The following is a 20,721-nucleotide window of genomic DNA, read 5'->3' as shown; positions in this document are numbered from 1 at the left end:
CGAGTTCGTCGCCCAGCAATTGGTAGGTCGGGCAGGTGGCGGTGCAGAAGCCGCAGTGCACGCATTTGCGCAGAATCGCTTCGGCCTCGAGGCCGTCGGCGCTGTTCTTGAAGTCGGGGGAGAGATGGGTTTGCATAAAGTCAGGGCGCCTCTTTCACGGCCAGGGCAAGGGCCTTGCGCCTGGCGGCGCGCCGGAAATCCGCATACAACGGTGGCAGGGACAAGACCAGCAGCATGATCGCCAGCGGCACGACCCAGATGAAGCCGACGTATTTGAAGCCGGCCGCGCCCACCATGCCGCCGGCGATGAACATGCCCAGCAGGGTGCCGAACAGCCGCAGCTTGATGCGGTTGGCGCGCACGCGCGATTCGAGCGGGCTGGTGGTGCGGTTCCAGTAGAACATCTTGCCGAGCTCTATGCCCAGGTCGGTGATCACGCCGGTCATGTGGGTGGTGCGGATCTGTGAAGAAGAGATTTTGCTGACCAGCGCGTTTTGCAGGCCCATGGTGAAGGCCAGCACCAGCACGGTCAGCGGCACGGCGAAGGGGGTCTGGCGGTTCAGCGTGGCGCCCAGCAGGCCGAACAGCAGCATCAGCACGGCCTCCACCAGCAGGGGCAGCGCGTATTCGCTGCGCAGGCGATGCTGGCGCGCCCAGTTCACCAGCACCGCCGTCACCGCCGCGCCGGTGGTAAAGGCCAGCAGCGCGCCGACGGCGCCCAGCACCAGCGTCATGTTGCCCAGCACCAGGTTATCGGCCAGCAGCGAGGCGAAGCCCGTCATGTGCGAGGTGTACATGCTGACCAGCAAAAAACCACCCGCATTGATGGCGCCGGCGTTGAACGCCAGCAAGCCGCCCAGCAGGCGGTTCATATACGGCGTCCGGTGCTGGCCGGTCAGGTGGCGAAGGCGTCGCATGTTTGCCTTACCAGTCCGCGTAGAGGCGGCCGGGGTTGAAGATGCCGGCCGGGTCGAATTGTTTTTTGAGTTCGCGGTGGATCCGGTCCAGCGGCGGCTTGAGCGCGGAGAACACCGGCACGGATTTGCCGGCCGACCGGAACAGCGTGGCGTGGCCATTGGCCTGGGCCGCCGCTTCGCGTATCAACGCCGCGTCACTGTCGGGCCGCTTGAGCCAGCGCTGTGCGCCGCCCCACTCCACCACCGTGTCACCAAGATTGAGCGGTACAGCGGTGTCGGGAACGCTGAGCCGCCACAGCGATTCATCGCCCTGCAGGTCAAAGAAGGGCTGGGTTTGCTCGCGCAGCGCGGTCCAGTGGCGGGCCGCGTCGCTGTCCAGCACTTCGCCGCCCATGGAGGTTTGCGCTGCGGCGACTGCCGCTTTCGCGCCGCGCAGCCGCACCCACAGCCGTCCGGCCCGCCAGCAGGAGGCGTTGACGGGCAGCGGCATGGCGCCCCAGCGGTTGAGTTGTTGCAGGGCCGCGGTTTCGTTCATCTCAAACACCAGCGTGGCCTCTTGCGGCGCGACCGGCAAGACCTTGAGCGAGACCTCCAGCAGCACGCCCAGCGTGCCCAGCGAGCCGGCCATCGGGCGCGAGACGTCGTAGCCGGCCACGTTCTTCATGACCTGGCCGCCGAAGACCAGGCGTTCGCCCTTGCCGTTGAGCAGCACCACGCCCAGCATGAAGTCGCGCACGGCGCCCGCGCTGGCGCGGGACGGGCCGTTGAGGCCGCTGGCGACCATGCCGCCGACCGTGGCTTTGCCTTGCGCGCCGTCGAAATGCGGCGGCTCAAACGGCAGGCACTGGCCTTGCGCGGCCAGCAGTGCTTCCAGTTCGGCCAGCGGCGTGCCGGCGCGCGCGGTGACCACCAGCTCGCTGGGTTCATAACTGGTGACGCCGGTATGTGGGCGGATGTCGAGGATCTCGCCCGCGAGGGCCTGGCCGTAGAAGTCCTTGCTGCCGCCGCCGCGCAAGCGCAGCGGGGTGCCGGCGGCCGCGGCGGCGCGCACGCCTTCGGCCAGCGCGGCGCTGATGTCAGAGTCTGGAAGCATGGCAGCCATGGTAAGCGGCGAGCGCCCCGGCCGGTTTGATTTTTTTGAACGCGGCCTGTTCGGTTTTTTCCGGCCAAGCCTTCGTCCCGGGTTTTCAGTCCTGGAAGAAGTTCACCGGCAAGCCGGGAACGTCGACCTGCATGGAAAACACGCAGCCCGAATCAGGGTAGTCCTGCAATTCCTGCGCGGGCCGGTTGTGGCGCGCGGTCGTGAGGTACAGGGTTTTCAGGTCGTCGCCGCCAAAGCAGGGCATGGTGGGGCAGCGCGCCGGCACGGCGATCTCGGCCAGCACCTGGCCGGCGGGCGAGAGCTTGAGCAGGCGGCCGCCTTCGAACATCGCCGCGTAGTAGTTGCCTTCGCTGTCCATGGCCGCGCCGTCGGGCCGGCCGCCATAGCCGGGCATGCCCGGCTGCCAGCCATCGGGCTTGCCGGGCCACTGCGCGAACACGCGGGGCCGCGCCATGGCGTTGCTGCCGGCATCCCAATCCCAGGCGCGAATGGTGTGGCTCGGCGTGTCGGACCAGTACACGGTGGCCGCGTCGGGCGACCAGGCCAGGCCGTTGGCGATGGTGGCGCCGCCGGCCTTGCGCTCCAGCGCGGGCGCGCGGCCGCCGCGGCAGTCGAGCGAGAACAGTTCGGCCGCGGCCTTGTCGCGCGGTTCGTACATGGTGCCGGCCCAGAAGCGGCCCAGCGGGTCGGCCTTGCCGTCGTTAAAGCGCATGGTGGCCGTGTCGTGGCCGGCCTTGGCGAGCAGCCGCAGTTCGCCGCCCCATTCCCTGGCGCGGTAGATGCCGTCGCGCAGCGCGATCACCAGGCCGCTGGCTTCGCCGGCGCTGCGCGCCGGCGCGATGCTGCCGGGCTCGGACGGCATGGCCCAACTCTCGACCGTGCCCATGAAGACGTTGCAGCGGTGGATGTGTTGCCCGGGAATGTCTATCCAGTAGAGCATCTGCTCGTCGGGATGCCAGAACGGCGACTCGCCCAATCCGCTGGGCGCCGCGGCCAGTGTTTGCCAGGTCATGACGGGGCTTTCATTTCAGTGAGGGAAGCCGCCACTGTAACGCCCTCCCAAAAAAAACAGCCCACCGGCTTGCGCCGGCGGGCTGAACATCCAAAGGAGACTCTCTCAATCAACTAAAACAGGGCTGCCGCCTGGGCAGCCCCCTGCCAACCGTGTCAGCGGTTGTAGGCCGTTTCGCCGTGGGACGTGATGTCCAGGCCTTCGCGTTCGTCTTCTTCGCTGACGCGCAGGCCGATGGTCAGGTCAACCACCTTGAAGGCAATGAAGGACACCACGCCGGACCACACGATGGTGATCAGCACGGCCTTGAGCTGGATCCAGACCTGGCCGGCGATGGAGTACGCATCGGGTGCAACCATGGCAACCGTGGTCCAGTCGGCGACGGCGCTTGGGCCGCCCAGGCTTGGCGAATTGAAGATACCGGTGAGCAGCGCGCCGATGATGCCGCCTACGCCGTGGACGCCGAACACGTCCAGCGAGTCGTCAGCACCCAGCAGTTTCTTCAGGCCGTTCACGCCCCAGAGGCAGGCGAAGCCGGCGATCAGGCCGATGACCAGGCCGCCGCCGATGCCGACGTTGCCGGCTGCGGGGGTGATGGCCACCAGGCCGGCGACGGCGCCGGAAGCGGCACCCAGCATCGAAGCCTTGCCGCGCATCAGCGCTTCACCGACGCACCATGCGAGCACCGCGGCCGCCGTGGCGCCCAGGGTGTTGATGAAGGCCAGGGCAGCGAAGCCGTTGGCTTCCAGCGCGGAGCCGGCGTTGAAACCGAACCAGCCCACCCACAGCAGTGCGGCGCCGACCATGGTCAGTGTCAGGCTGTGAGGCGCCATGGCTTCCTTGCCGTAGCCGATGCGCTTGCCGACGCAGAAGGCGCCAACCAGGCCCGCGACAGCGGCGTTGATGTGCACCACGGTGCCGCCGGCGAAGTCCAGGGCGCCCATTTGCCAGATGTAGCCGGCCTTGCCGTTCATCGCGTCGACCACTTCCTTGCCGGTGTAGGCGTCAGGGCCCATCCAGAACCAGACCATGTGGGCCATAGGCGCATAGCTGAAGGTGAACCAGATGGCCATGAAGAGCAGCACGGCGGAGAACTTGATGCGTTCTGCGAAGGCGCCGACGATCAGCGCGCAGGTGATGCCGGCGAAGGTGGCCTGGAAGGCGGCGAACACGATCTCGGGAATCACGACACCCTTGCTGAAGGTCGCGCCGTTGGCGAAAGTGCCCGCGACGTTGTCCCAGATGCCCTTCATGAAGAAGCGGTCGAAGCCGCCGAAGAAGGCATTGCCCTCGGTGAAGGCCAGGCTGTAGCCGTAGATGAACCACAGCACGACGATCATCGAGAAGGTCACCATGACCTGCATCAGGACCGACAGCATGTTCTTGCTGCGGACCAGGCCGCCGTAGAACAGCGCAAGGCCCGGCACGGTCATCATGATGACCAGCAGCGTGGACAGCATCATCCAGGCGGTGTCGCCTTTGTTCGGCACCGGCGCGGGAGCGGCGGGCTCGGAAGCCGCTGCGGCGGGCGCCGGTGCGGCGGCGGCTGCTGCGGGCGCGGCCGGCGCGGCGGCAGCAGGTGCTGCCGCTTCGGAAGCGGCAGGTGCGGCTGCCGGGGCTTGCGCCATTGCGGCGCCGGCGGTCAGCAGGCTCAGTCCCAGTACCAGGGAGGCAAGTAGTTTTTTCATGTCGATGTTCTCTTTATTAGGGGTTGAGCCTTACAGCGCTTCCTTGCCGGTTTCACCGGTGCGGATGCGCACGACCTGCTCGAGGTTGTAGACAAAGACCTTGCCGTCGCCGATCTTGCCGGTGCGGGCGGCGCCCTCGACGGCCTCGATCACGCGGTCCACCAGGTCGTCGGAGACCGCAGCCTCGATCTTGACCTTGGGCAGGAAGTCAACGACGTATTCCGCGCCGCGGTACAGCTCGGTGTGGCCCTTCTGGCGGCCGAAGCCCTTGACTTCAGTCACCGTGATGCCCTGCACGCCAATACCGGACAGCGCTTCGCGCACTTCGTCCAGCTTGAACGGTTTGATGATGGCCGTTACGAGTTTCATTTTCAGGTTTCCTCCAAGGATGAAAAAGGAAGCGGCCCCCTCGGTGCGCCACTCCAGCTGCTTTACAGGTTTTTTGCGAGCCTGCAGATCAAGCCGCCCCGCTTCCGGGACTTGGCCGCTTGCAAAAACGGGCTGTCGGATTTCACGAAGTCTGATTAGCACGTACCGTGCCAAAGTAGGCGGCCTTATCGGCTGGGTCCACCGGCTCCCCGCCTGCCCCGTTGTAAGCCCTAGAATTCAAAAAAACACGGCAAGCACCATATTGGGGCGCATTCGCGCACAACTTTGGAGCGCCATCCAGGGAGTTTCTTCATGAGTTTGTCTTTAGTGCACAGCCGCGCCTTGCTGGGGCTGGAGGCGCGGCCCGTCTGCGTCGAGGTCCACCTGGCCAACGGCCTGCCCAGCTTCACGTTGGTCGGGCTAGCCGAAACCGAGGTCAAGGAGGCCCGCGAGCGCGTTCGCTCCGCCATCCAGAACACCGGGCTGGACTTTCCCGCCAACAAGCGGATCACCGTGAACCTCGCGCCGGCCGACCTGCCCAAGGATTCGGGCCGCTTCGATTTGCCCATTGCCCTGGGCATCCTGGCCGCCAGCGGCCAGGTCGACGCCCGCAAGCTCGAGGGCTATGAATTCGCCGGCGAGCTGTCCCTGGGCGGCGATTTGCGGCCCGTGCGCGGGGCCCTGGCCATGAGCCTGGCGCTGGCCCGCCCCGCACGCGACGCGACCGGTGCCCAAAAACTGCCCAAACTGGTGCTGCCCGACGCCAGCGCCCAGGAAGCCGCCCTGGTTCCCGGCGCGGAAATCTTCGGCGCCCGGCATTTGCTCGACGTCGTCAGGCAGTTTTTGCCCGGCGACGCCCCCGTGGAGGCGCTGGACGGCTGGTCGCGCGTCCAGCCGGCGGCACAGCCCGCCCAATCGGCCTACCCCGACATGGCCGACGTCAAAGGCCAGGCCGCCGCCCGGCGCGCCCTCGAAATCGCCGCCGCCGGCGGCCACAGCATTCTGATGATGGGTGCGCCCGGCTCCGGCAAGTCCATGCTGGCCCAGCGTTTTGCCGGCCTGTTGCCGGCCATGACCACCGAAGAAGCACTGGAAAGCGCGGCCGTGGCCTCCCTGGGCGGCCGCTTCACACTAGATAGATGGGCCTTGCGCCCGACATGCGCCCCGCACCACACCGCTAGCGCCGTCGCTTTGGTCGGCGGCGGCTCACCGCCCCGGCCCGGTGAAATCTCGCTGGCACACCGCGGCGTGCTTTTTCTCGACGAACTGCCCGAGTTCCCGCGCGCCGCGCTCGAGGCGCTGCGCGAGCCGCTCGAATCCGGCACCATCACGATTTCGCGCGCCGCCCAGCGCGCCGAGTTCCCGGCCCGCTTCCAGCTGGTCGCCGCCATGAACCCCTGCCCCTGCGGCTACCTGGGCTCAAACTTGCGTTCCTGCCGCTGCTCACCCGAACAGGTCGCGCGCTACCAGGGCAAACTCAGCGGCCCGCTGCTGGACCGCATAGACCTGCACGTGGAAGTCGGCGCGCTGGCGGCTGACGAATTGGTCAACACCCCGCCCGGCGAAGCGACAGCCGATGTCAGGCTGCGAGTGGTGGCGGCACGCGACCGCGCCCTCGCCCGCCAGGGCAGCACCAACCAGGCCCTCGAAGGCCGCGCCATTGACGCGCAATGCCAGCTCGACGATTCAGGCGCGAAGTTCCTGAATACGGCAGCGACACGCCTGGGCTGGTCGGGCCGCAGCATCCACCGCTGCCTCAAGGTAGCCCGGACGATTGCCGACCTGGCCGGCGCGCCCACGGTGATGACGGCGCATGTGGCGGAGGCGGTTCAGTACCGGCGGGCGTTGAAGGCGGGGCAATGAGAGTCGGATTTCGGTACTTTCACTCCATCGCCGAAAACCTTCGCAATCTGGATGGATTGGAAATCCGTGTGCTTGCCATCCAACAACCCGCTCGCTTACATGATCCAGTCGCCCAAAAGGGCTCTGGGTGCCTGAAGTGCCGAAGCCCAATCCATACGGTATCGAAATGAGATACTCAATCAAATTTCAGCCAAAGACAGACCAACGACATGCGACTGTGCGAGTCCTCCGGCCTGGAAAGGCTTCACCAAGGAACTGAATGTCAGGTAACCCCCAAATTTCATTGCAGGATCGCGCCTCGCAAGCGACCACCGGGTGCCCAGCGCACCCCGTGCGCGAATGAGGATCCCCCTTCGCCTTATCGCCACCGGCAAAGCGCTGCCGAGCCTGCGCGTGACGTCTGAAAGCCTGGACGAACGCCGCGGCTGGCCTGCCGGCCACAGCCTTGCCAAAGGCGGCGTTCGCGTCAGGCACTTTGCAGCCGAAGGCGAAAGCCAGAGCCAGCTGGGCGCATCGGCCCTGGCCGATGCGCTGCGGCGCGCCGCCTTGCCGGCATCCGGCATCGATTTGTTGATTTCCGCATGCGGCGTGCCTGAACAGGCCTTGCCGTCCACCGCCTGCTTTATCGCCGGGCATGCCGGCCTGCCGCGCGGCACGCCGGCCTTTGATGTCAATGCCAGCTGCCTGGGGTTCATGGCCGCGCTCCGCGTGGCCGCTGGCCTGTTGGCCGGCGGCGGTTACGAACGCATCGCGGTCGTCGCGTCCGACCTGCCTTCGCGCGGGCTGGACTGGGACGAGCCCGCGTCCTCTGTGATCTTTGGCGACGGTGCGGCGGCCGCCATCCTGGAAAAAGGCGAAGGGGGCCAGGGCATCGCGGCCTACCGCATGGAAACCTTTCCCGAGGGCAAGCGTTTTTGCGAGATCCGCGGCGGCGGCTCGCAGCGAAACCCACCCAACGCCACGATACCGAAAGATTTCCTGTTCCAGATGGACGGCCGCGCCGTCTTCAAGCTGGCGGCCAAGGTCATGCCGCCGTTTCTTGAGGCACTGATGGCGCAAACCGACGGCGGCAAGGCATCCATCAAGCTTGTGGTGCCGCACCAGGCCAGCCACCTCGGCATGGCGCATGCGGCCCGCAAACTGGGCTTGCCGGCGTCGCAGATCGTCAATATTTATGAGAGCCACGGCAACCAGGTCGCCGCCTCCTTGCCGACGGCGCTGCATGAAGCGATCGTCACCGGCCGGGCCAAGGCGGGGGACCGCGTGCTGCTGATCGGCACCGCGGCGGGAATGACCGTCGGCGGACTGGTGCTGGACCTGTGAGACGCGTGCTCGTCACCGGCGCCACGGGCGGGCTGGGCCGCAACGCGGTCGAAGCCCTGCTGAGCCGCGGCGTCGAAGTGCGCGCCACCGGCCGCAACCTCGCGGCCGGCGCGGCGCTGTGCGCGATGGGCGCGGAGTTTGTGCCGCTGGACCTGGCTGCGCCCGGCGAAACAAGCGCCGCCGGGCTGGCCGCCCTGGTGCGGCATGTCGATGCCGTCTGGCACTGCGCCGCGCTGTCATCGCCGTGGGGCAAGGCGGCCGACTTCACTGCGGCCAATGTCACCGCCACGCGGCAACTGTTGCAGGCCGCCGGCCAAGCCGAGGTGTCCCGCTTTGTTCATATCTCCACGCCGGCGCTGTACTTCAATTACCGCGCCCAGCTTGGCATCCAGGAAAGTTTTCGGCCGGCCGTATACGTCAATGACTACGCGCGCACCAAGGCCGAAGCCGAAGCCTGCGTGCAGGACGCAGTGGCGGCGTATCCCCACATGCACTGCAGCATCCTGCGGCCGCGCGCCATCTTCGGCCCGCACGACCAGGTGCTGCTGCCGCGCATCGCCCGCGTGCTGCGGCAACGCGACGGCCGGCTGCCGCTGCCGCACGGCGGGCGCGTCACGCTGGACCTGACCTATGCCGGCAACGTGGTGCAGGCCATGTGGCTGGCCACGACCGTCGAAGGCCTGCCCAGCGGCGGCGCATTCAACATCACCAACCAGGAGCCGGTGCTTTTGCGGGATGTCCTGGGCGCGCTGTTTGCCGACCGGTTGAAACGGCCGCTCCGCATTGCCAGCGTGCCGTATCCCGTGATGGCGATGGCTGCGCGCGGCATGGAAGCGCTGGCGCGCATCACGCAAAAAGAACCCGTGCTCACGGCCTACAGCGTCGGCGCGCTGGCCTTCGACATGACACTGGACAACAGCCGTGCCCGGCAACTCCTGGGTTATGTGCCGGCGGTCAGCCTTGCGGCGGCACTGGACCATACCGCCACCTGGATGCGCGCCCATGGCTAAGCTAACCACCTTTCGTGTCGGGCATTGCACGCACCCGTCCTGCATGGTGCTCAAGGGCAGCGGTTTGGCCAGCCGGTGTTTCCCGTCCCGCGCCTACCTGGCCGAAACGCGCGCCGGGCTGGTGCTGTGGGACACGGGCTATGCCGACCGGTTTCGCGAAGCCACCGCCCAGGGCATCTACCGCTTGTATTCGATGGTCACGCCGGTGCACTTCGAGCCGCGCGATTCACTGCTGGGCCAGCTGAGCGCGCTGGACATCGCCGCGTCGGACATCGCCATGGTGGTGGTCTCGCATTTCCACGCCGACCACATGGCCGGCCTGCGCGACTTTCCCTCGGCGCGCCTGCTGGCATCGGCTGCCGGCTGGCAGTCGGTGCAGGGGCTGTCGGGTTTTGCGGCGGTGCGCCAGGCTTTTGTACCGGCACTGGTGCCGGACGACATCAGCGCCCGCCTTGAATTTGCCGAATCTTTCGCCGAAGTCGCACTGCCGGCCGCGCTGGCGCCTTTTACGCTGGGCCGGGACATCACCGGCACGGGCGAGCTGTTCATTGTCGAGCTGCCGGGCCATGCGGCCGGCCACCTGGGTGCATTTGTACTGGGCGACGAAGGCTGGACGTTGCTGGCCTCGGATGCCGGCTGGGCGGCTGAAAGCTACCAGCAGCTGCGCGGCCCATCAGAGCTGACCTTCCTGATCCAGCACCAGCGGGCGGCCTATTACGACACGCTGCGCAAACTGCATGCGCTGCATCACGGCGGCGGCGCCTCCATCCGCCTGACCCACGAAAGCGCCGAAGATTACCTGCCGCTGGACGGAGCCGCGCCATGAAGCGGCTGTTCTGGTTGTTGCTCGCCTACTGGCAAACCCGCCGGCTGCACTTTGCCGACCGCGCGGTGCTGCGGGCTTACCAGGCACGGCAACTTGAGAAATTCACGCGCAAGCTCTGCCGCCGCAGCGTTTATTTCGCGCCCTATCGCCGTTTGCCCCTGGACCGGTGGCCGTCCATGGACAAGGCATCGATGCTGGCGAATTTCGACACCATGAACACGGCCGGGCTGACGCTGGACAACGTGATGGCCGAGGCGCAGGCCGCCGAACGCAGCCGGGACTTCACACCCACCGTAGCCGGCATCACCGTCGGCCTGTCATCGGGCACCTCGGCGCAACGCGGGGCTTTCGCGGTGAGCGACCGCGAAAAAGCGCGCTGGGCGGGCATCCTGCTGGCGAAGGCCCTGCCCGACGGCTTGCTGGCCGGTGAACGCGCGGCCTTGTTTCTGCGGGCCAACAGCAACCTCTACACCGCCGTGCGCAGCCGTTGGTTGAGCCTGCGGTTTTTTGACCTGTTCCTGCCGTTTGAAACCCATATTGCCGCGCTGCAAGCCTACCGTCCGACGATCATCGTAGCGCCCGCGCAGGTGCTGCGCGAGCTGGCCGTTGCGGTGCTCGCAGGCAGGCTGGCCCTTCATCCCCGCCCCAAGCGCGTCATTTCGGTCGCTGAAGTGCTGGAGCCGCAGGACCGGGCGCTGATCGAGCGCGCCTTCGGCCCCATGCACCAGGTTTACCAGGCCACGGAAGGATTCCTGGCCAGCACCTGTGAACACGGTGTGTTGCACCTCAACGAAGAGTTCGTGCACATCGAGCCCGAATGGCTGGACGGCGACCAGCGACGCTTCGTGCCGGTCATCACCGACTTCAGCCGCCTGACGCAGCCCATCGTGCGCTACCGGCTGGGCGACGTGCTCGCCGCGCGCGCCACGCCCTGCGCCTGCGGCCGCGTCACCCGCGCCATCGACCACATCGAGGGCCGCTGCGACGACATGCTGCATCTGCCCGGTGCCGACGGCAAGCCGATGCCCGTGTTCGCCGACGCCCTGTCGCGCGCGCTGGCGCAGTCCTTGCCCGCCGACGCCGACTACCGCTTGCTGCAGACCGGCGCGTCGTCGCTGACGCTGCATGCGCAGCTTACCGCGCCCGCCCTGCAAGCCGTGCGCGCGCACCTCAATGCCGCACTCGCGCAACTCGGCGTTGCCACGTCGGCGCTCTCCTGGACGCTGTCGCGGGACGTGCCGGCTTTCGATCCGACACAGAAGCGCCGGCGCATCCGCAAGCTGGCGTTTGAAGGAGGCGGCCATGCATGAACATGCCGGTGCCAACGCCGGGTTTTTCACGCGTTTGCGGGACATGATGGCCGGCTGGGGCTGCGTCGGGCTGATTTACTGGCTCAGCGGCGCATGGCAAGGCAAGGGTGTCGTGCTGCCCGAAACCGCGCTCGACCGTCTCATTGCTTTCAACCCGGCAGGCTTGTGGCTTTACCTGTCATTCTTCGCCTTCATCCCCTACACCTTCCTCATGGTTGATACGCCGAAGCTGCGCTGGCTGCGGATGTCCATGCAGGCATGCGCATTGCTGTGCGGTGCGGTCTTCCTGCTGTGGCCGACGACACTGGCCTACCCCGACTATGCAGCCCACCCGGCCGCGGCGGGTGCCGGCCCGGGTGCTTCGCTGCTGCGCCTGCTGCTGTGGGGCGATTCACCGCAGAACTGCCTGCCCTCGCTGCACGCCGCGCTGACGCTGCTCTGCGCCTGGGCGCTGTTGGACGCGAAGCGTCCGCTGCGCTCGACCTTCGCGATCATCGCGGCGCTGTGCATCTGTTTTTCCGTCATCCAGTTGCGCCGCCACCTCAGCCTGGACGTGGCCGCCGGGCTGGCGGCGGGTGTCGTGAGCGGCGCGCTGTGCCGCCTGGTTCCGCATCGCCGCGACCGGGCGGTCCCGGCCAGGAAGTTCCTCACATGAATGTCTTTGCACTGAGCTTCGCCCTCATGCTGGCGCTGGTGCTGCTTGAGTTGGCCGTTCTGAAATTTTCACGCGGCCAGGCGGTGCCATGGAAGGAGGTCGTTTTCAACCTCAATTCCGGCAACATCATGGTCTGGGTGTTTCGGGGTGTCGAGGTGCTGGCCTTCGGCCTGGTGCTCGGGCATTTGAGCTTTGACTGGGTCGGCCGGTGGCCGGTGCTCTGGCAGTGGGTGTTCGCCTTCATCGCCTGGGACTTCTGTTTTTACTGGATGCACCGCCTGCACCACAAACTGCCGCTGTTCTGGGCGGTGCACGTGGTACACCACCAGGGGGAACATTTCGGCCTGTCGCTGGGCATACGCAACTCCTGGTATTCATCGCTGACCAACTTTCCCTTTATCGCGGGGCTGGCGGTGCTCGGCGTGCCGCTGGAGATTTTTGTCGCGGTATCGTCCTTTCACTACGGCGTACAGTTCTACAACCACAACGCGCTGGTCAACAAGTCGGGCTTCCTCGACCGCATTCTGGTCACCCCATCCAACCACCGGGTGCACCACGGCACCGATCCCGCCTATATCGACCGGAACTTCGGCGGGACTTTCCTGGTCTGGGACAAGATCTTCGGCAGCTACCAGGCGGAGCGTGACGACATTCCCATGCGCTACGGCGTGACCGCGGGCGCCGGCGGCGCCCCCAGCTACAACCCACTGTGGGCCAGCAACGCCGGCATTTTTCACTGGATGCGCGCGCGCTTTCCCGGACTGGCGAAACGCAAGACGTTTACGGTGCCGGGGCCGTACATCGGTATCGCCGGCGTGCTGCTGTTCGGCGGGACCATCTACTATGTCAACCATGCAACGGCCTGGGCCGAAGCGCCGCGCGTCGCGCTTTTCGCCGGCCTGTTTTTCGGCACGCTGGCCATAGGCGGCATGTCCGACGACAAGCGCTGGGGCCTGGCCGGCTGGGTGCTGGTCGCGCTGGGCATGCCCGCGCTGTTTGCCTTGCACGGCGGCCTGGGGAGCCCGTGGGCCATGGCGCTGCTGTTGCCGCTGGGGCTGCACGGCCTGGACGGCGCGCGGCGGCTGGCGCTGGCCGCGCCGGTTGACCCTCAGGCCCGGAGGTCCGCATGAGCAAGTTGCCGCCGCTGCGCTTCCAGGCCGCCGCTGAATCCGCCTTCCGGCGCGAGCTGATGCTCGAAGCCGATGCCTACCTGAAATCCCGCGGCACCGACCGCTTCGGTGACGGTTGGCTGGCGTTGAAGGCCGCCGGCCTGGCGGCCGCACTGTTGCTGGCGTATGCGCTCGCGCTGACGGCCGGCACCCGCTGGCATTTCGTGCCGGCCTATGTGGCCTTCCTGTTTCTGGCGATGGCACTGGCCATGAACACCTTGCACGATGCCGCGCATGCCGCGCTTTTCCGTTCGCCGCGCCTGAACCGGTGGTGGAAGCGGCTGGCCAGCATTCCCGTCGGCATTGATGCCAATTACTGGACGCTGCGCCACGTGCACTTTCATCACACGTATGCCAACGTCGAAGGCTACGACCTCGACACCGAACCGAATCCGTTTTTGCGGCAGACACCCTTCCAGGCCTGGTCGCCACAGTACCGCTACCAGCACCTCTACTGGCCCCTGGTCGCCGCGCTGTCGCTGCCCTACCTATGCTGGTATTCGGACTGGGCCGACCGCCTGGGCGCAACCAAAGTGGCCGGCAGCAGCGGCACCTCGGGCTGGCGCGAATGGGCGGCCTTTCTGCTGTCCAAGGCGGCGCATATCACCATCGTGCTGGTGCTGCCCGCACTGGCCCTGCGGCAGGCCGGCATCGGCTGGTGGGAACTGGCAGGCTGGTACCTGTTGGGGCAGATGCTCGCGTCCTGCCTGCTGGTGGCGATGATCCTGGGCACCCACTGGGCCGAGGTCGAATTCTTCCAACCCGGCGCCGACGGCCGAATGCCGCACACCTGGCACGAGCACAGCTTCCTGACCACCTGCGACTGGACGCCGGCGCCGGCCTGGATCGGCTACTGGCTGGGCGGGCTCAACGCGCACCTGACACACCACCTGTTCCCGACCTACAGCCACCGCCACTATCCGGCTCTCGCCAAAATCGTTGCCCGTGCCGCCTCGCGCCACGGGCTGGCGTACCGCGAACTGAACTACAGCCAGCTGATCGCCTCGCAGCAAACCTTTTTGCGGGCCATGGGACGGCGGCCTGACATCCCCACGCAAACCCACTGAAAAGGATCACACCATGCCCAACGTCCTTATCCTCAGCGGCCGCGCGCCCGTCGCGCTCGACCATGCACGCCGGTTTGCGCAGCAGGGCTGGACACCCTATATCGGCGACAGTATTTCCTGCCGGCTGTCCAGCTGGTCGCGCGCCGTGGCCGGCAAGGTGACGCTCGCGTCGCCGCGTGCGGATCCCGCGGCTTATGTTGCAGGTTTGCGGCAGGCAATCATGCGCCTGGGCATAGACCTTGTGGTGCCGACCTGCGAAGAAGTGTTCTACCTGTCCCGCTACCGCGCAGCGCTGCCCGCTTCCTGCCGGCTGGTGGTGGATGATTTCGACAAGCTGCGGCTGCTGCACAGCAAGTGGGACTTCCAGGCTTTGGCGCAGAGCTGCGGCGGCAACCCGCCACCCAGCGCGGTGGTGCAGACACTCGACGAAGCCCGCGACTGGGTTCGCGCGATGGGCGGCGTCAGCGGTGAAGCCGGCGCCGTGCTGAAGCCCGAGTTTTCGCGCTTCGGCGTGCACGTGCGCCTGTACCCGCAGGGCATCCCCGATGACGCGCCGCCGCTGGCCGCGCAGGGCCGCTGGGTGGTGCAGCACCATCGCGCCGGGACTGAGCTGTGCTCGTACAGCATTGCCGATGGCGGCCGCCTGCTGGCCCATGCCGTGTACCGACCGGCCTACCGCTTGCGGCGCAGTTCAAGCTACTACTTCGACCACCACAGCTCGCCCGCCATCCGTGCCTTCGTCAGCCGCCTGGTGTCACACATCGGTTTCACGGGCCAGATCTCTTTCGACTGGATCGACGGCGGCGGCGACACGCCCTCGGTCATCGAATGCAACCCGCGCGCCATCAGCGGCCTGCATCTCTTTGATTTTGCGGATGCCGTGCCCGCAGCGCTGACCGGCGAAGCGACGGACTGTGCAACGCCCACCGCCACACGCGCCCGGATGATCGCGCCTCTTATGCTCAGTGCCGGGCTCGTGCATGCGGCAAGCAGCGGCGCCTTGTCCCAGTGGCGTGCCGACTGGCGCCGGGCTGATGATGTGTTGATGCGCGGCGGTGACGTTTTACCCTGCATTGGCGGCCTGGCCGACATAGGCTCTTACGCGCGGCTGGCGATGCAACGCGGCCACACCCTGCGCGAAGCCACCTCGCGCGACATCGAGTGGGACGGTGAGGAACTGGCTGCGATATGAGCGCCGCGTGGCGCAGGCGGTGCAGTACCGGCGGAGGTTGAAGGCGGGGCAATGACGTCTGGCCATCGGACCCCTCGAGAAAAATGGCAGATATCGCGTTGAGCTCGCCAAGGTGCTCATAACCATATGAGAGTCAGTGCCGGGCGAGCACTCCATATTGGCGGAGCTGGAACCCCATTTGTTTTTGGAGGTCGACAATAAATTCGTCGCGAAGTCCTGCCCAGTATCGACGAATCACACCGGATTGCTGATCCGACGGTGTCACAAAACACCTTGGCATGTCGGCGCACCAGATCTCGACTTCCCCATGAAGCGCTTTCGTGAGGATAGGATCTTTTTGGTTGATCGTGGCCAATGCAAGAAGGAATTCGAGCCGCGCCCACGGGGACAAGTGTGTCGCCACGCGGGCAAGCGATGCAAACACCGCCGGCCGGCCCTGCGCCAATTGCAAGAGCGTTTCGACGTCAGGCGCCTGGCAGCCCTTTTGCACCCACAGCAAGGCAATGCGACGCACGCGCGCTGAAGGATCCCGCAGTATCTCCACAACCAGCTGGTCACGCTCCACCGGGACGGCAACTTTAAATCTGTGAGCGGCGGCAACGCCGCGAACAAGACTGGAAACGTCGGATACGGCGTTCAGGCACAGAGTGCCTGCGTCCGCAACGCCCAGTGCGCAAAGCACGTCCAGGGCAACCGCTCTCGAAGCTGTGCTTGGAGCGCTCCGGTAAATCTCGCGCATCTGCATTTCGAGCAATGCCTGCTCCGGCCCAATTTCCTTGAGTGCGACGCCACGCACGCCGGGACTTTTATCGCTGCACATCCTGAAGATCAGTTGCCGGAGCGCCGGCCCGCCCAATCCCACCGCGGCGCATAATCCGCGCGCACGGATCGGGGCAAATGGAGACCCACAGGCCGCGCCGGCAAGTTCGATCTGTAGTTCCTGCGGGAGCCGCAAAATAGATGAGATCGCCAAGGAAGCGGTCAGGATGTCGGTTCCTCGTACCGCCTCATTCAGTTGGCCAAAGCGATCGGCGTCGGACCCGGGAATGTCCAGTTCGAGCGAGAACAGGAGCCGGGCCACCTCCACCGTGGGAGATGGGTTATGCAGGCGCAGGGCCTGCAAGTTCGAGCTTGTCGACAGGTAGGCCCGGATTTGCCGCAGAAGGCCCGAGTGATCGGCTCTTCCCGCACGTTGCAGCGCCGACACCTGTTCCAGAGACCGGCCCCACGCGCCTAAATGAGTGTTGGTCAAGTACAGGCCAACTCCCGCCTGCGCGGCTTGGCGAACTTCGGATACCCAGTCATTTGCCCTGGTCAGAAGCACCGCAAGACCATCGTCACGCCCGGTTCTTGCGATGGCGGTCACCGCACGCTCGCGAACATAGCCATTGCGCGAAGAAGCATCAGCAAGCAGGCTGTCCCACCGCACAACTGCGGGCTCGTGCCCCATTGATTTCAGCAATTTCGATAGCCAGTTCATCAGGACAGTATATTTTCCCGCCGTAGCAGCGCTTTCAACCGCATGTTTAGTTCCTATCCCTCTCGATTTGCGGGATGGTCGGGGCGCAGCGCCCACCGGGTTGACAGCGCAAGTGGCCGAGGCGATGCATACCGGCAGGCGTTGAAGGCGGCGCGTTGAGCGCGGGGTTCAGTGTCCAGGCACTGAACCGACTTTCACCCAATCGCTGATTTCAACAACCGCTGAAATAGCAATTTTCAGTGAAATGAGCGGCCGATGCGGACGAACTATTCGACAGAAACTGTGCAATACCCGGCGAGCTGAAGACATGGCATCGATCTCGCGTGCCGCCCATTCACCCCAACATAAACCCCGCATCCAGCTGGATCAGCTGCCCGGTCACCTTGACCGCATCGGCGGCCAGCCACCAGGCTGTGCGGGCCACGTCGTCGGGCGTGATGACGTCTTTGAGCAGCGCGCGGGCTTCGTAGCGTTCGCGCCTGGCCTGGAACTGTTCTACGCCCAGGCGCTTGCGCAGCCAGTCGCTGTCGACCATGCCGGGCAGGATGGCGTTGACGCGGATCGCGGGGGCCAGGGAGCGCGCCAGCGACAGGGTCAGCGTGTTGAGCGCGCCTTTGGAGGCGGCGTAGGCGATGGACGAGCCGGTGCCCATGAGGGCCGCCATGGACGAGATGTTGACGATGGCGGCGTTGGCGCGCCCTTTCATGAGCGGCGCCATGGCGCGGCTCATCTGGAAGGTGCCGATGACGTTGACGGCGTAGGTGGACTGGAAGTCTTCGCCCGACAGGGCGTCGAGGTCCTTGATGTCGGCGGCCTTGCTGGCGGCGCCGGCGTTGTTGACCAGGGTGTCGGCGCCGCCCCAGCGTTGCCTGACTTCTTCGGCCAGCGCGAGGCATTGCGCGTTGTCGGCAATGTCGGCGCGCAGCACCAGCACATCGGCGCCGGCCGCGCGGCAGCGTTCGGCGACCGCGTTGGCGGGTTCAGGGTCGCGCGAATAGTTGATCACGACGTTATGGCCGCGCTGCGCAAACCACAGCGCCGCCGCCGCGCCTATGCCCGACGAGGAACCGGTGACTACACAAACCCGCCTTTCGGCCTCGCCGCTCACAGGGCGCCCGCCTTCTGCCAGTAAGGCGTGCGCAATTCTTTCTTCGACAGCTTGCCGAGGTGGGAGCGCGGCAGTTCGTCGCGCAGCTCGACCGCCAGCAGGCGCTGCGTCTTGCCGACCTGGGCGTTGACCCAGTCGCGCAGCGCGGCGGCATCGATGCGCGCGCCTGGTTTGCCGACGACCAGTGCCAGCGGCGATTCACCCCACTCCGCGCTGGGCACGCCGATGACGGCGCAGTCCTGCACGTCGGCGTGGCGCGAGAGCACGGCCTCGATGTCGGCCGCGTAGATGTTGTTGCCGCCGGAGATGATCACGTCCTTGCTGCGGTCCAGCAGCGTGAGGAAACCGTCTTCGTCGAAGCGGCCTATGTCGCCGGTGCGGTGGTGCATGCGGCCCTGCTCGTCGTACCAGCGAATTTCGGCGCTCGCGTCGGGCCGGTTGTGGTAACCGGCCATCATGAAGGGCGAGCGGCCCACGACTTCGCCGATGCGCTCGCGCCCTTCGCCGTCCGTTCCGGGCGGCAGCTTGCGCCCGGCTTCGTCGATCAGGAAGACCTCGGTGCCGTGGACCGGCGTGCCGACGGTGCCGAGCTTGCCGGGATGCGCGCGCGCGTCGAGGAAGCAGGACACGCCACCTTCGGTCATGCCGTAGACCTCCAGAAACCTGCCGGGCCAGCGCGCCAGGATCTCGCGCTTCAGGGCCGCGTCCATGGGCGCGCCCGTGGACTGGCTCAGTTCAAAGGCTGACAAATCGCTGCTATTGAAATCAGGGTGCGCCAGCAGGCGCTTGTACTGCACCGGCACCAGCATGGTGTGGGTGGCGCGCTGTGCGGCGGCGATGGCCAGGAAGCGGCCGGCGTCGAACTTGCGCATCAGGATGCATTCACCGCCGTTGGCCAGGGAGCCGATCATGGGCGTGATGGTGGTGTTCGAATACATGGGCGTGGACAGCAGCGTGCGGCTGTGCAGGCTGAAACCAAAACCGTTGCGCTGCGCCTGCCGCTGGCGCATGCCGTGCAGGTGGACGATGCCCTTGGGCATGCCGGTGGTGCCCGAGCTGTAGATGATGTTGAAGGCGTCGTCCGGCTGCGCGACCAGCAGCGGCGCGCCGGTGGCGCCCTGCGCGCGCCAGGCCGGATACTCATTCCCGTCCGAGCCGTCTTCACCGAAGCGAACCACACGCACCAGGCTGCGCGCGGCCATCTGCGCCATCGCTTCGCCGCAGGCCGGGTCCAGGAAGAGCAGCTTCGCATCGCAGTCGGCCAGCATGGCCTGCAGGGTTTCAGGGCTGGCCGACACCGGCAGCGGCACAACGCAGGCGCGCGCCGCGACGATGCCGAACAGGCACTCGACATAGGCCAGCGAAGGGAAGCCGAGCACGGCCACCTTGTCGCCGCGCCCCACGCCGCCGGCCGCGAGCGCGCGCGCCACCTGGGCGACACGCTCGTGCAGCGTGCGCCAGTCCAGGCTTCGGTTGTCGACGCGGAAGGCCATGCCCTGGGGGTGGCTGGCCGCGTGCGCGGCGATCATGCAAAGAAAGGGGATGAAGCCGGATTCATCCGGTGCGGCATTGCTTGCGGCGGGCGCTGTCGTTGCGGTCATTGCTGTGGTCGTCATGGTGAAGCGTGCGGATTGATGCCTGGGGATGGGTCTTTATTGGTCGAACATCTGCAGGATGGTCTCGGCCACGAGCGCCGGTTTGTCCTGCCCTTCGACTTCGATGGTGCATTCGAAGGTGGTGCGCGCGCCGTCGGCCAGCCGCTCGCAGGCCTTGACCACCTGGTGCAGGCGCACGCGCGAGCCCACCTGCAGCGGGCTGGTGAAGCGCACGCGGTTGCAGCCGTAGTTGAGCCCCTTGCCGCGTTTGGCCACGCTGAACACGCTGCGCTGCAGGTAAGGGATCAGCGACAGGGTCAGGAAGCCGTGCACCAGGGTCTTGCCGTCCGGCAGTTCACGGCCGGCGCGATCGACATCGACGTGGATCCAGTGGTCGTCGCCGGTGAGCACGGCGAAGGCGTCTATCTTGTGCTGGTCCAGCACCACCCAGTCGCTGGTGCCGAGCTTCTGGCCGATGTGGGCCGCGAAGTCGGCGGGAGTTTGCACCAAGGTGGTCATGGCGCGCCCTCCAGCACTACGGGCCGGACCGGCACGCGCCCCGTGGTGATCAGCGTCATGACGCTTTCGCCCAGCTGGTTGCGCGCGGTGACGCGTGTGCGGACTATTCCGTGGCTGGGGTTGGACGCGGAGCGCCGCAGCTCGGCGACCTCGCGTGTGAACGTGAGCGTGTCGCCGGCTTTCACCGCGCGCTGCCAGCGCAGTTCGTCAATGCCCAGGCCGACCAGCGGCGTCTTTCCGTAGCCGCCGGCCTGCACAAAAACCCGCACCGAGATCGCGGCAATGTGCCAGCCGCTGGCGACCAGCGCGCCAAAGGGGCTGTCAGCCGCGCGCGCGGCGTCGGTGTGCATGGGTTGCGGGTCGTAGTCGCGGCCGAAGGCCATGATCTCGTCGGCCGACACCGGCGTGGGCGGGCTGGTCCAGCTGTCGCCGAGCTGGAAGTCTTCAAAGTAGCGGGTAGTTGTCACGTGCGGGCGCTTGGGTGTTGAAATTTTGAAAGGCTTGCAGATGCGGACC

At 66.5% G+C, this 20,721-nt stretch carries 19 protein-coding genes and 1 pseudogene; 9 read left to right on the top strand and 11 right to left on the bottom strand.

Translation table 11 applies throughout. The annotated features are described in order from the left end of the window. From glcF to glnK, 6 genes and pseudogenes are all read right to left on the bottom strand, one after another. A pseudogene (gene glcF / locus ACLV8F_RS20705) lies at nucleotides 1–136 on the bottom strand (glycolate oxidase subunit GlcF); the annotation flags it as partial. Between the two features lie 4 nt (nucleotides 137–140). Further along, the gene (locus tag ACLV8F_RS20700; RefSeq protein ID WP_411886089.1) at nucleotides 141–917 is read right to left on the bottom strand and encodes a YoaK family protein; all 777 of its coding nucleotides are present in this window, start codon (nucleotides 915–917) and stop codon (nucleotides 141–143) included. Between the two features lie 7 nt (nucleotides 918–924). Continuing rightward, nucleotides 925–2,019 carry a glycolate oxidase subunit GlcE gene (gene glcE / locus ACLV8F_RS20695; protein WP_411886088.1) on the bottom strand — a complete coding sequence of 365 codons (1,095 nt, stop codon included), beginning with the start codon at nucleotides 2,017–2,019 and terminating at the stop codon, nucleotides 925–927. Between the two features lie 85 nt (nucleotides 2,020–2,104). Next, nucleotides 2,105–3,031 carry an SMP-30/gluconolactonase/LRE family protein gene (locus ACLV8F_RS20690; RefSeq protein ID WP_411886087.1) on the bottom strand — a complete coding sequence of 309 codons (927 nt, stop codon included), beginning with the start codon at nucleotides 3,029–3,031 and terminating at the stop codon, nucleotides 2,105–2,107. A gap of 155 nt (nucleotides 3,032–3,186) precedes the next feature. Continuing rightward, nucleotides 3,187–4,719, bottom strand: a complete 1,533-nt coding sequence (gene amt / locus ACLV8F_RS20685; protein ID WP_411886086.1) for an ammonium transporter — start codon at nucleotides 4,717–4,719, stop codon at nucleotides 3,187–3,189. A 30-nt stretch (nucleotides 4,720–4,749) separates the two neighbouring features. Continuing rightward, nucleotides 4,750–5,088, bottom strand: coding sequence for a P-II family nitrogen regulator (glnK, locus tag ACLV8F_RS20680; protein ID WP_007873831.1), 339 nt, complete (start codon nucleotides 5,086–5,088; stop codon nucleotides 4,750–4,752). A gap of 312 nt (nucleotides 5,089–5,400) precedes the next feature. On the opposite strand from glnK, the gene ACLV8F_RS20675 reads away from it, so the two are divergent. The 9 genes from ACLV8F_RS20675 (at nucleotide 5,401) to ACLV8F_RS20635 (ending at nucleotide 15,503) form a co-directional block, all read left to right on the top strand. Then, entirely contained in the window at nucleotides 5,401–6,951 is a 1,551-nt protein-coding gene (locus ACLV8F_RS20675; RefSeq protein ID WP_411886085.1) for a YifB family Mg chelatase-like AAA ATPase, read from the top strand. A 339-nt stretch (nucleotides 6,952–7,290) separates the two neighbouring features. Next, nucleotides 7,291–8,274 carry a 3-oxoacyl-[acyl-carrier-protein] synthase III C-terminal domain-containing protein gene (locus tag ACLV8F_RS20670; protein WP_411886084.1) on the top strand — a complete coding sequence of 328 codons (984 nt, stop codon included), beginning with the start codon at nucleotides 7,291–7,293 and terminating at the stop codon, nucleotides 8,272–8,274. After that, complete coding sequence (locus tag ACLV8F_RS20665; RefSeq protein ID WP_411886083.1) at nucleotides 8,271–9,284, top strand: NAD-dependent epimerase/dehydratase family protein; 1,014 nt, start codon at nucleotides 8,271–8,273, stop codon at nucleotides 9,282–9,284. Before ACLV8F_RS20670 ends, ACLV8F_RS20665 begins: the two co-directional genes overlap by 4 nt. Beyond that, entirely contained in the window at nucleotides 9,277–10,110 is an 834-nt protein-coding gene (locus ACLV8F_RS20660) for an MBL fold metallo-hydrolase (protein WP_411886082.1), read from the top strand. Before ACLV8F_RS20665 ends, ACLV8F_RS20660 begins: the two co-directional genes overlap by 8 nt. Continuing rightward, a complete protein-coding gene (locus tag ACLV8F_RS20655; RefSeq protein ID WP_411886081.1) occupies nucleotides 10,107–11,420 on the top strand; it encodes a F390 synthetase-related protein in 1,314 nt (437 codons plus the stop codon). Before ACLV8F_RS20660 ends, ACLV8F_RS20655 begins: the two co-directional genes overlap by 4 nt. Further along, nucleotides 11,413–12,075, top strand: a complete 663-nt coding sequence (locus tag ACLV8F_RS20650; RefSeq protein WP_411886080.1) for a phosphatase PAP2 family protein — start codon at nucleotides 11,413–11,415, stop codon at nucleotides 12,073–12,075. Before ACLV8F_RS20655 ends, ACLV8F_RS20650 begins: the two co-directional genes overlap by 8 nt. Then, on the top strand, nucleotides 12,072–13,205 hold the full coding sequence (locus tag ACLV8F_RS20645) for a sterol desaturase family protein (protein WP_411886079.1): 1,134 nt from the start codon (nucleotides 12,072–12,074) through the stop codon (nucleotides 13,203–13,205). The genes ACLV8F_RS20650 and ACLV8F_RS20645 overlap by 4 nt, the downstream gene beginning before the upstream one ends. Further along, nucleotides 13,202–14,311 (top strand): acyl-CoA desaturase, encoded by a 1,110-nt coding sequence (locus ACLV8F_RS20640; RefSeq protein WP_411886078.1) that lies wholly within the window; start codon nucleotides 13,202–13,204, stop codon nucleotides 14,309–14,311. Before ACLV8F_RS20645 ends, ACLV8F_RS20640 begins: the two co-directional genes overlap by 4 nt. Nucleotides 14,312–14,324: 13 nt before the next feature. Further along, complete coding sequence (locus ACLV8F_RS20635) at nucleotides 14,325–15,503, top strand: ATP-grasp domain-containing protein (protein WP_411886077.1); 1,179 nt, start codon at nucleotides 14,325–14,327, stop codon at nucleotides 15,501–15,503. A 133-nt stretch (nucleotides 15,504–15,636) separates the two neighbouring features. On the opposite strand, the gene ACLV8F_RS20630 is transcribed toward ACLV8F_RS20635, so the two are convergent. From ACLV8F_RS20630 to ACLV8F_RS20610, 5 genes are all read right to left on the bottom strand, one after another. Then, entirely contained in the window at nucleotides 15,637–16,983 is a 1,347-nt protein-coding gene (locus ACLV8F_RS20630) for a hypothetical protein (RefSeq protein WP_411886076.1), read from the bottom strand. Between the two features lie 334 nt (nucleotides 16,984–17,317). Further along, nucleotides 17,318–18,091, bottom strand: coding sequence for an SDR family NAD(P)-dependent oxidoreductase (locus ACLV8F_RS20625; RefSeq protein WP_411886075.1), 774 nt, complete (start codon nucleotides 18,089–18,091; stop codon nucleotides 17,318–17,320). Next, entirely contained in the window at nucleotides 18,088–19,692 is a 1,605-nt protein-coding gene (locus ACLV8F_RS20620) for a class I adenylate-forming enzyme family protein (protein WP_411886074.1), read from the bottom strand. The genes ACLV8F_RS20625 and ACLV8F_RS20620 overlap by 4 nt, the downstream gene beginning before the upstream one ends. A gap of 51 nt (nucleotides 19,693–19,743) precedes the next feature. Continuing rightward, complete coding sequence (locus ACLV8F_RS20615; RefSeq protein ID WP_411886073.1) at nucleotides 19,744–20,205, bottom strand: MaoC family dehydratase; 462 nt, start codon at nucleotides 20,203–20,205, stop codon at nucleotides 19,744–19,746. Further along, nucleotides 20,202–20,672 (bottom strand): MaoC family dehydratase, encoded by a 471-nt coding sequence (locus ACLV8F_RS20610; protein ID WP_411886072.1) that lies wholly within the window; start codon nucleotides 20,670–20,672, stop codon nucleotides 20,202–20,204. Before ACLV8F_RS20610 ends, ACLV8F_RS20615 begins: the two co-directional genes overlap by 4 nt. Nucleotides 20,673–20,721 lie beyond the last annotated feature (49 nt).

The sequence above is a fragment of the Polaromonas sp. YR568 genome (assembly GCF_943369675.1).
Taxonomy (GTDB): Bacteria; Pseudomonadota; Gammaproteobacteria; order Burkholderiales; family Burkholderiaceae_C; genus Polaromonas.
Note: the sequence above shows the minus strand (reverse complement) of the source record. Positions and strands in the feature narration are given on the sequence as shown.

Coding starts and splice junctions, on each gene's coding strand:
- ACLV8F_RS20700 (WP_411886089.1), bottom strand. CDS start 917: ATGCGACGCCTTCGCCACCTGACCGGCCAGCACCGGACGCCGTATATG.
- glcE (WP_411886088.1), bottom strand. CDS start 2,019: ATGGCTGCCATGCTTCCAGACTCTGACATCAGCGCCGCGCTGGCCGAA.
- ACLV8F_RS20690 (WP_411886087.1), bottom strand. CDS start 3,031: ATGACCTGGCAAACACTGGCCGCGGCGCCCAGCGGATTGGGCGAGTCG.
- amt (WP_411886086.1), bottom strand. CDS start 4,719: ATGAAAAAACTACTTGCCTCCCTGGTACTGGGACTGAGCCTGCTGACC.
- glnK (WP_007873831.1), bottom strand. CDS start 5,088: ATGAAACTCGTAACGGCCATCATCAAACCGTTCAAGCTGGACGAAGTG.
- ACLV8F_RS20675 (WP_411886085.1), top strand. CDS start 5,401: ATGAGTTTGTCTTTAGTGCACAGCCGCGCCTTGCTGGGGCTGGAGGCG.
- ACLV8F_RS20670 (WP_411886084.1), top strand. CDS start 7,291: ATGAGGATCCCCCTTCGCCTTATCGCCACCGGCAAAGCGCTGCCGAGC.
- ACLV8F_RS20660 (WP_411886082.1), top strand. CDS start 9,277: ATGGCTAAGCTAACCACCTTTCGTGTCGGGCATTGCACGCACCCGTCC.
- ACLV8F_RS20655 (WP_411886081.1), top strand. CDS start 10,107: ATGAAGCGGCTGTTCTGGTTGTTGCTCGCCTACTGGCAAACCCGCCGG.
- ACLV8F_RS20650 (WP_411886080.1), top strand. CDS start 11,413: ATGCATGAACATGCCGGTGCCAACGCCGGGTTTTTCACGCGTTTGCGG.
- ACLV8F_RS20645 (WP_411886079.1), top strand. CDS start 12,072: ATGAATGTCTTTGCACTGAGCTTCGCCCTCATGCTGGCGCTGGTGCTG.
- ACLV8F_RS20640 (WP_411886078.1), top strand. CDS start 13,202: ATGAGCAAGTTGCCGCCGCTGCGCTTCCAGGCCGCCGCTGAATCCGCC.
- ACLV8F_RS20635 (WP_411886077.1), top strand. CDS start 14,325: ATGCCCAACGTCCTTATCCTCAGCGGCCGCGCGCCCGTCGCGCTCGAC.
- ACLV8F_RS20630 (WP_411886076.1), bottom strand. CDS start 16,983: ATGAACTGGCTATCGAAATTGCTGAAATCAATGGGGCACGAGCCCGCA.
- ACLV8F_RS20620 (WP_411886074.1), bottom strand. CDS start 19,692: ATGACCGCAACGACAGCGCCCGCCGCAAGCAATGCCGCACCGGATGAA.
- ACLV8F_RS20615 (WP_411886073.1), bottom strand. CDS start 20,205: ATGACCACCTTGGTGCAAACTCCCGCCGACTTCGCGGCCCACATCGGC.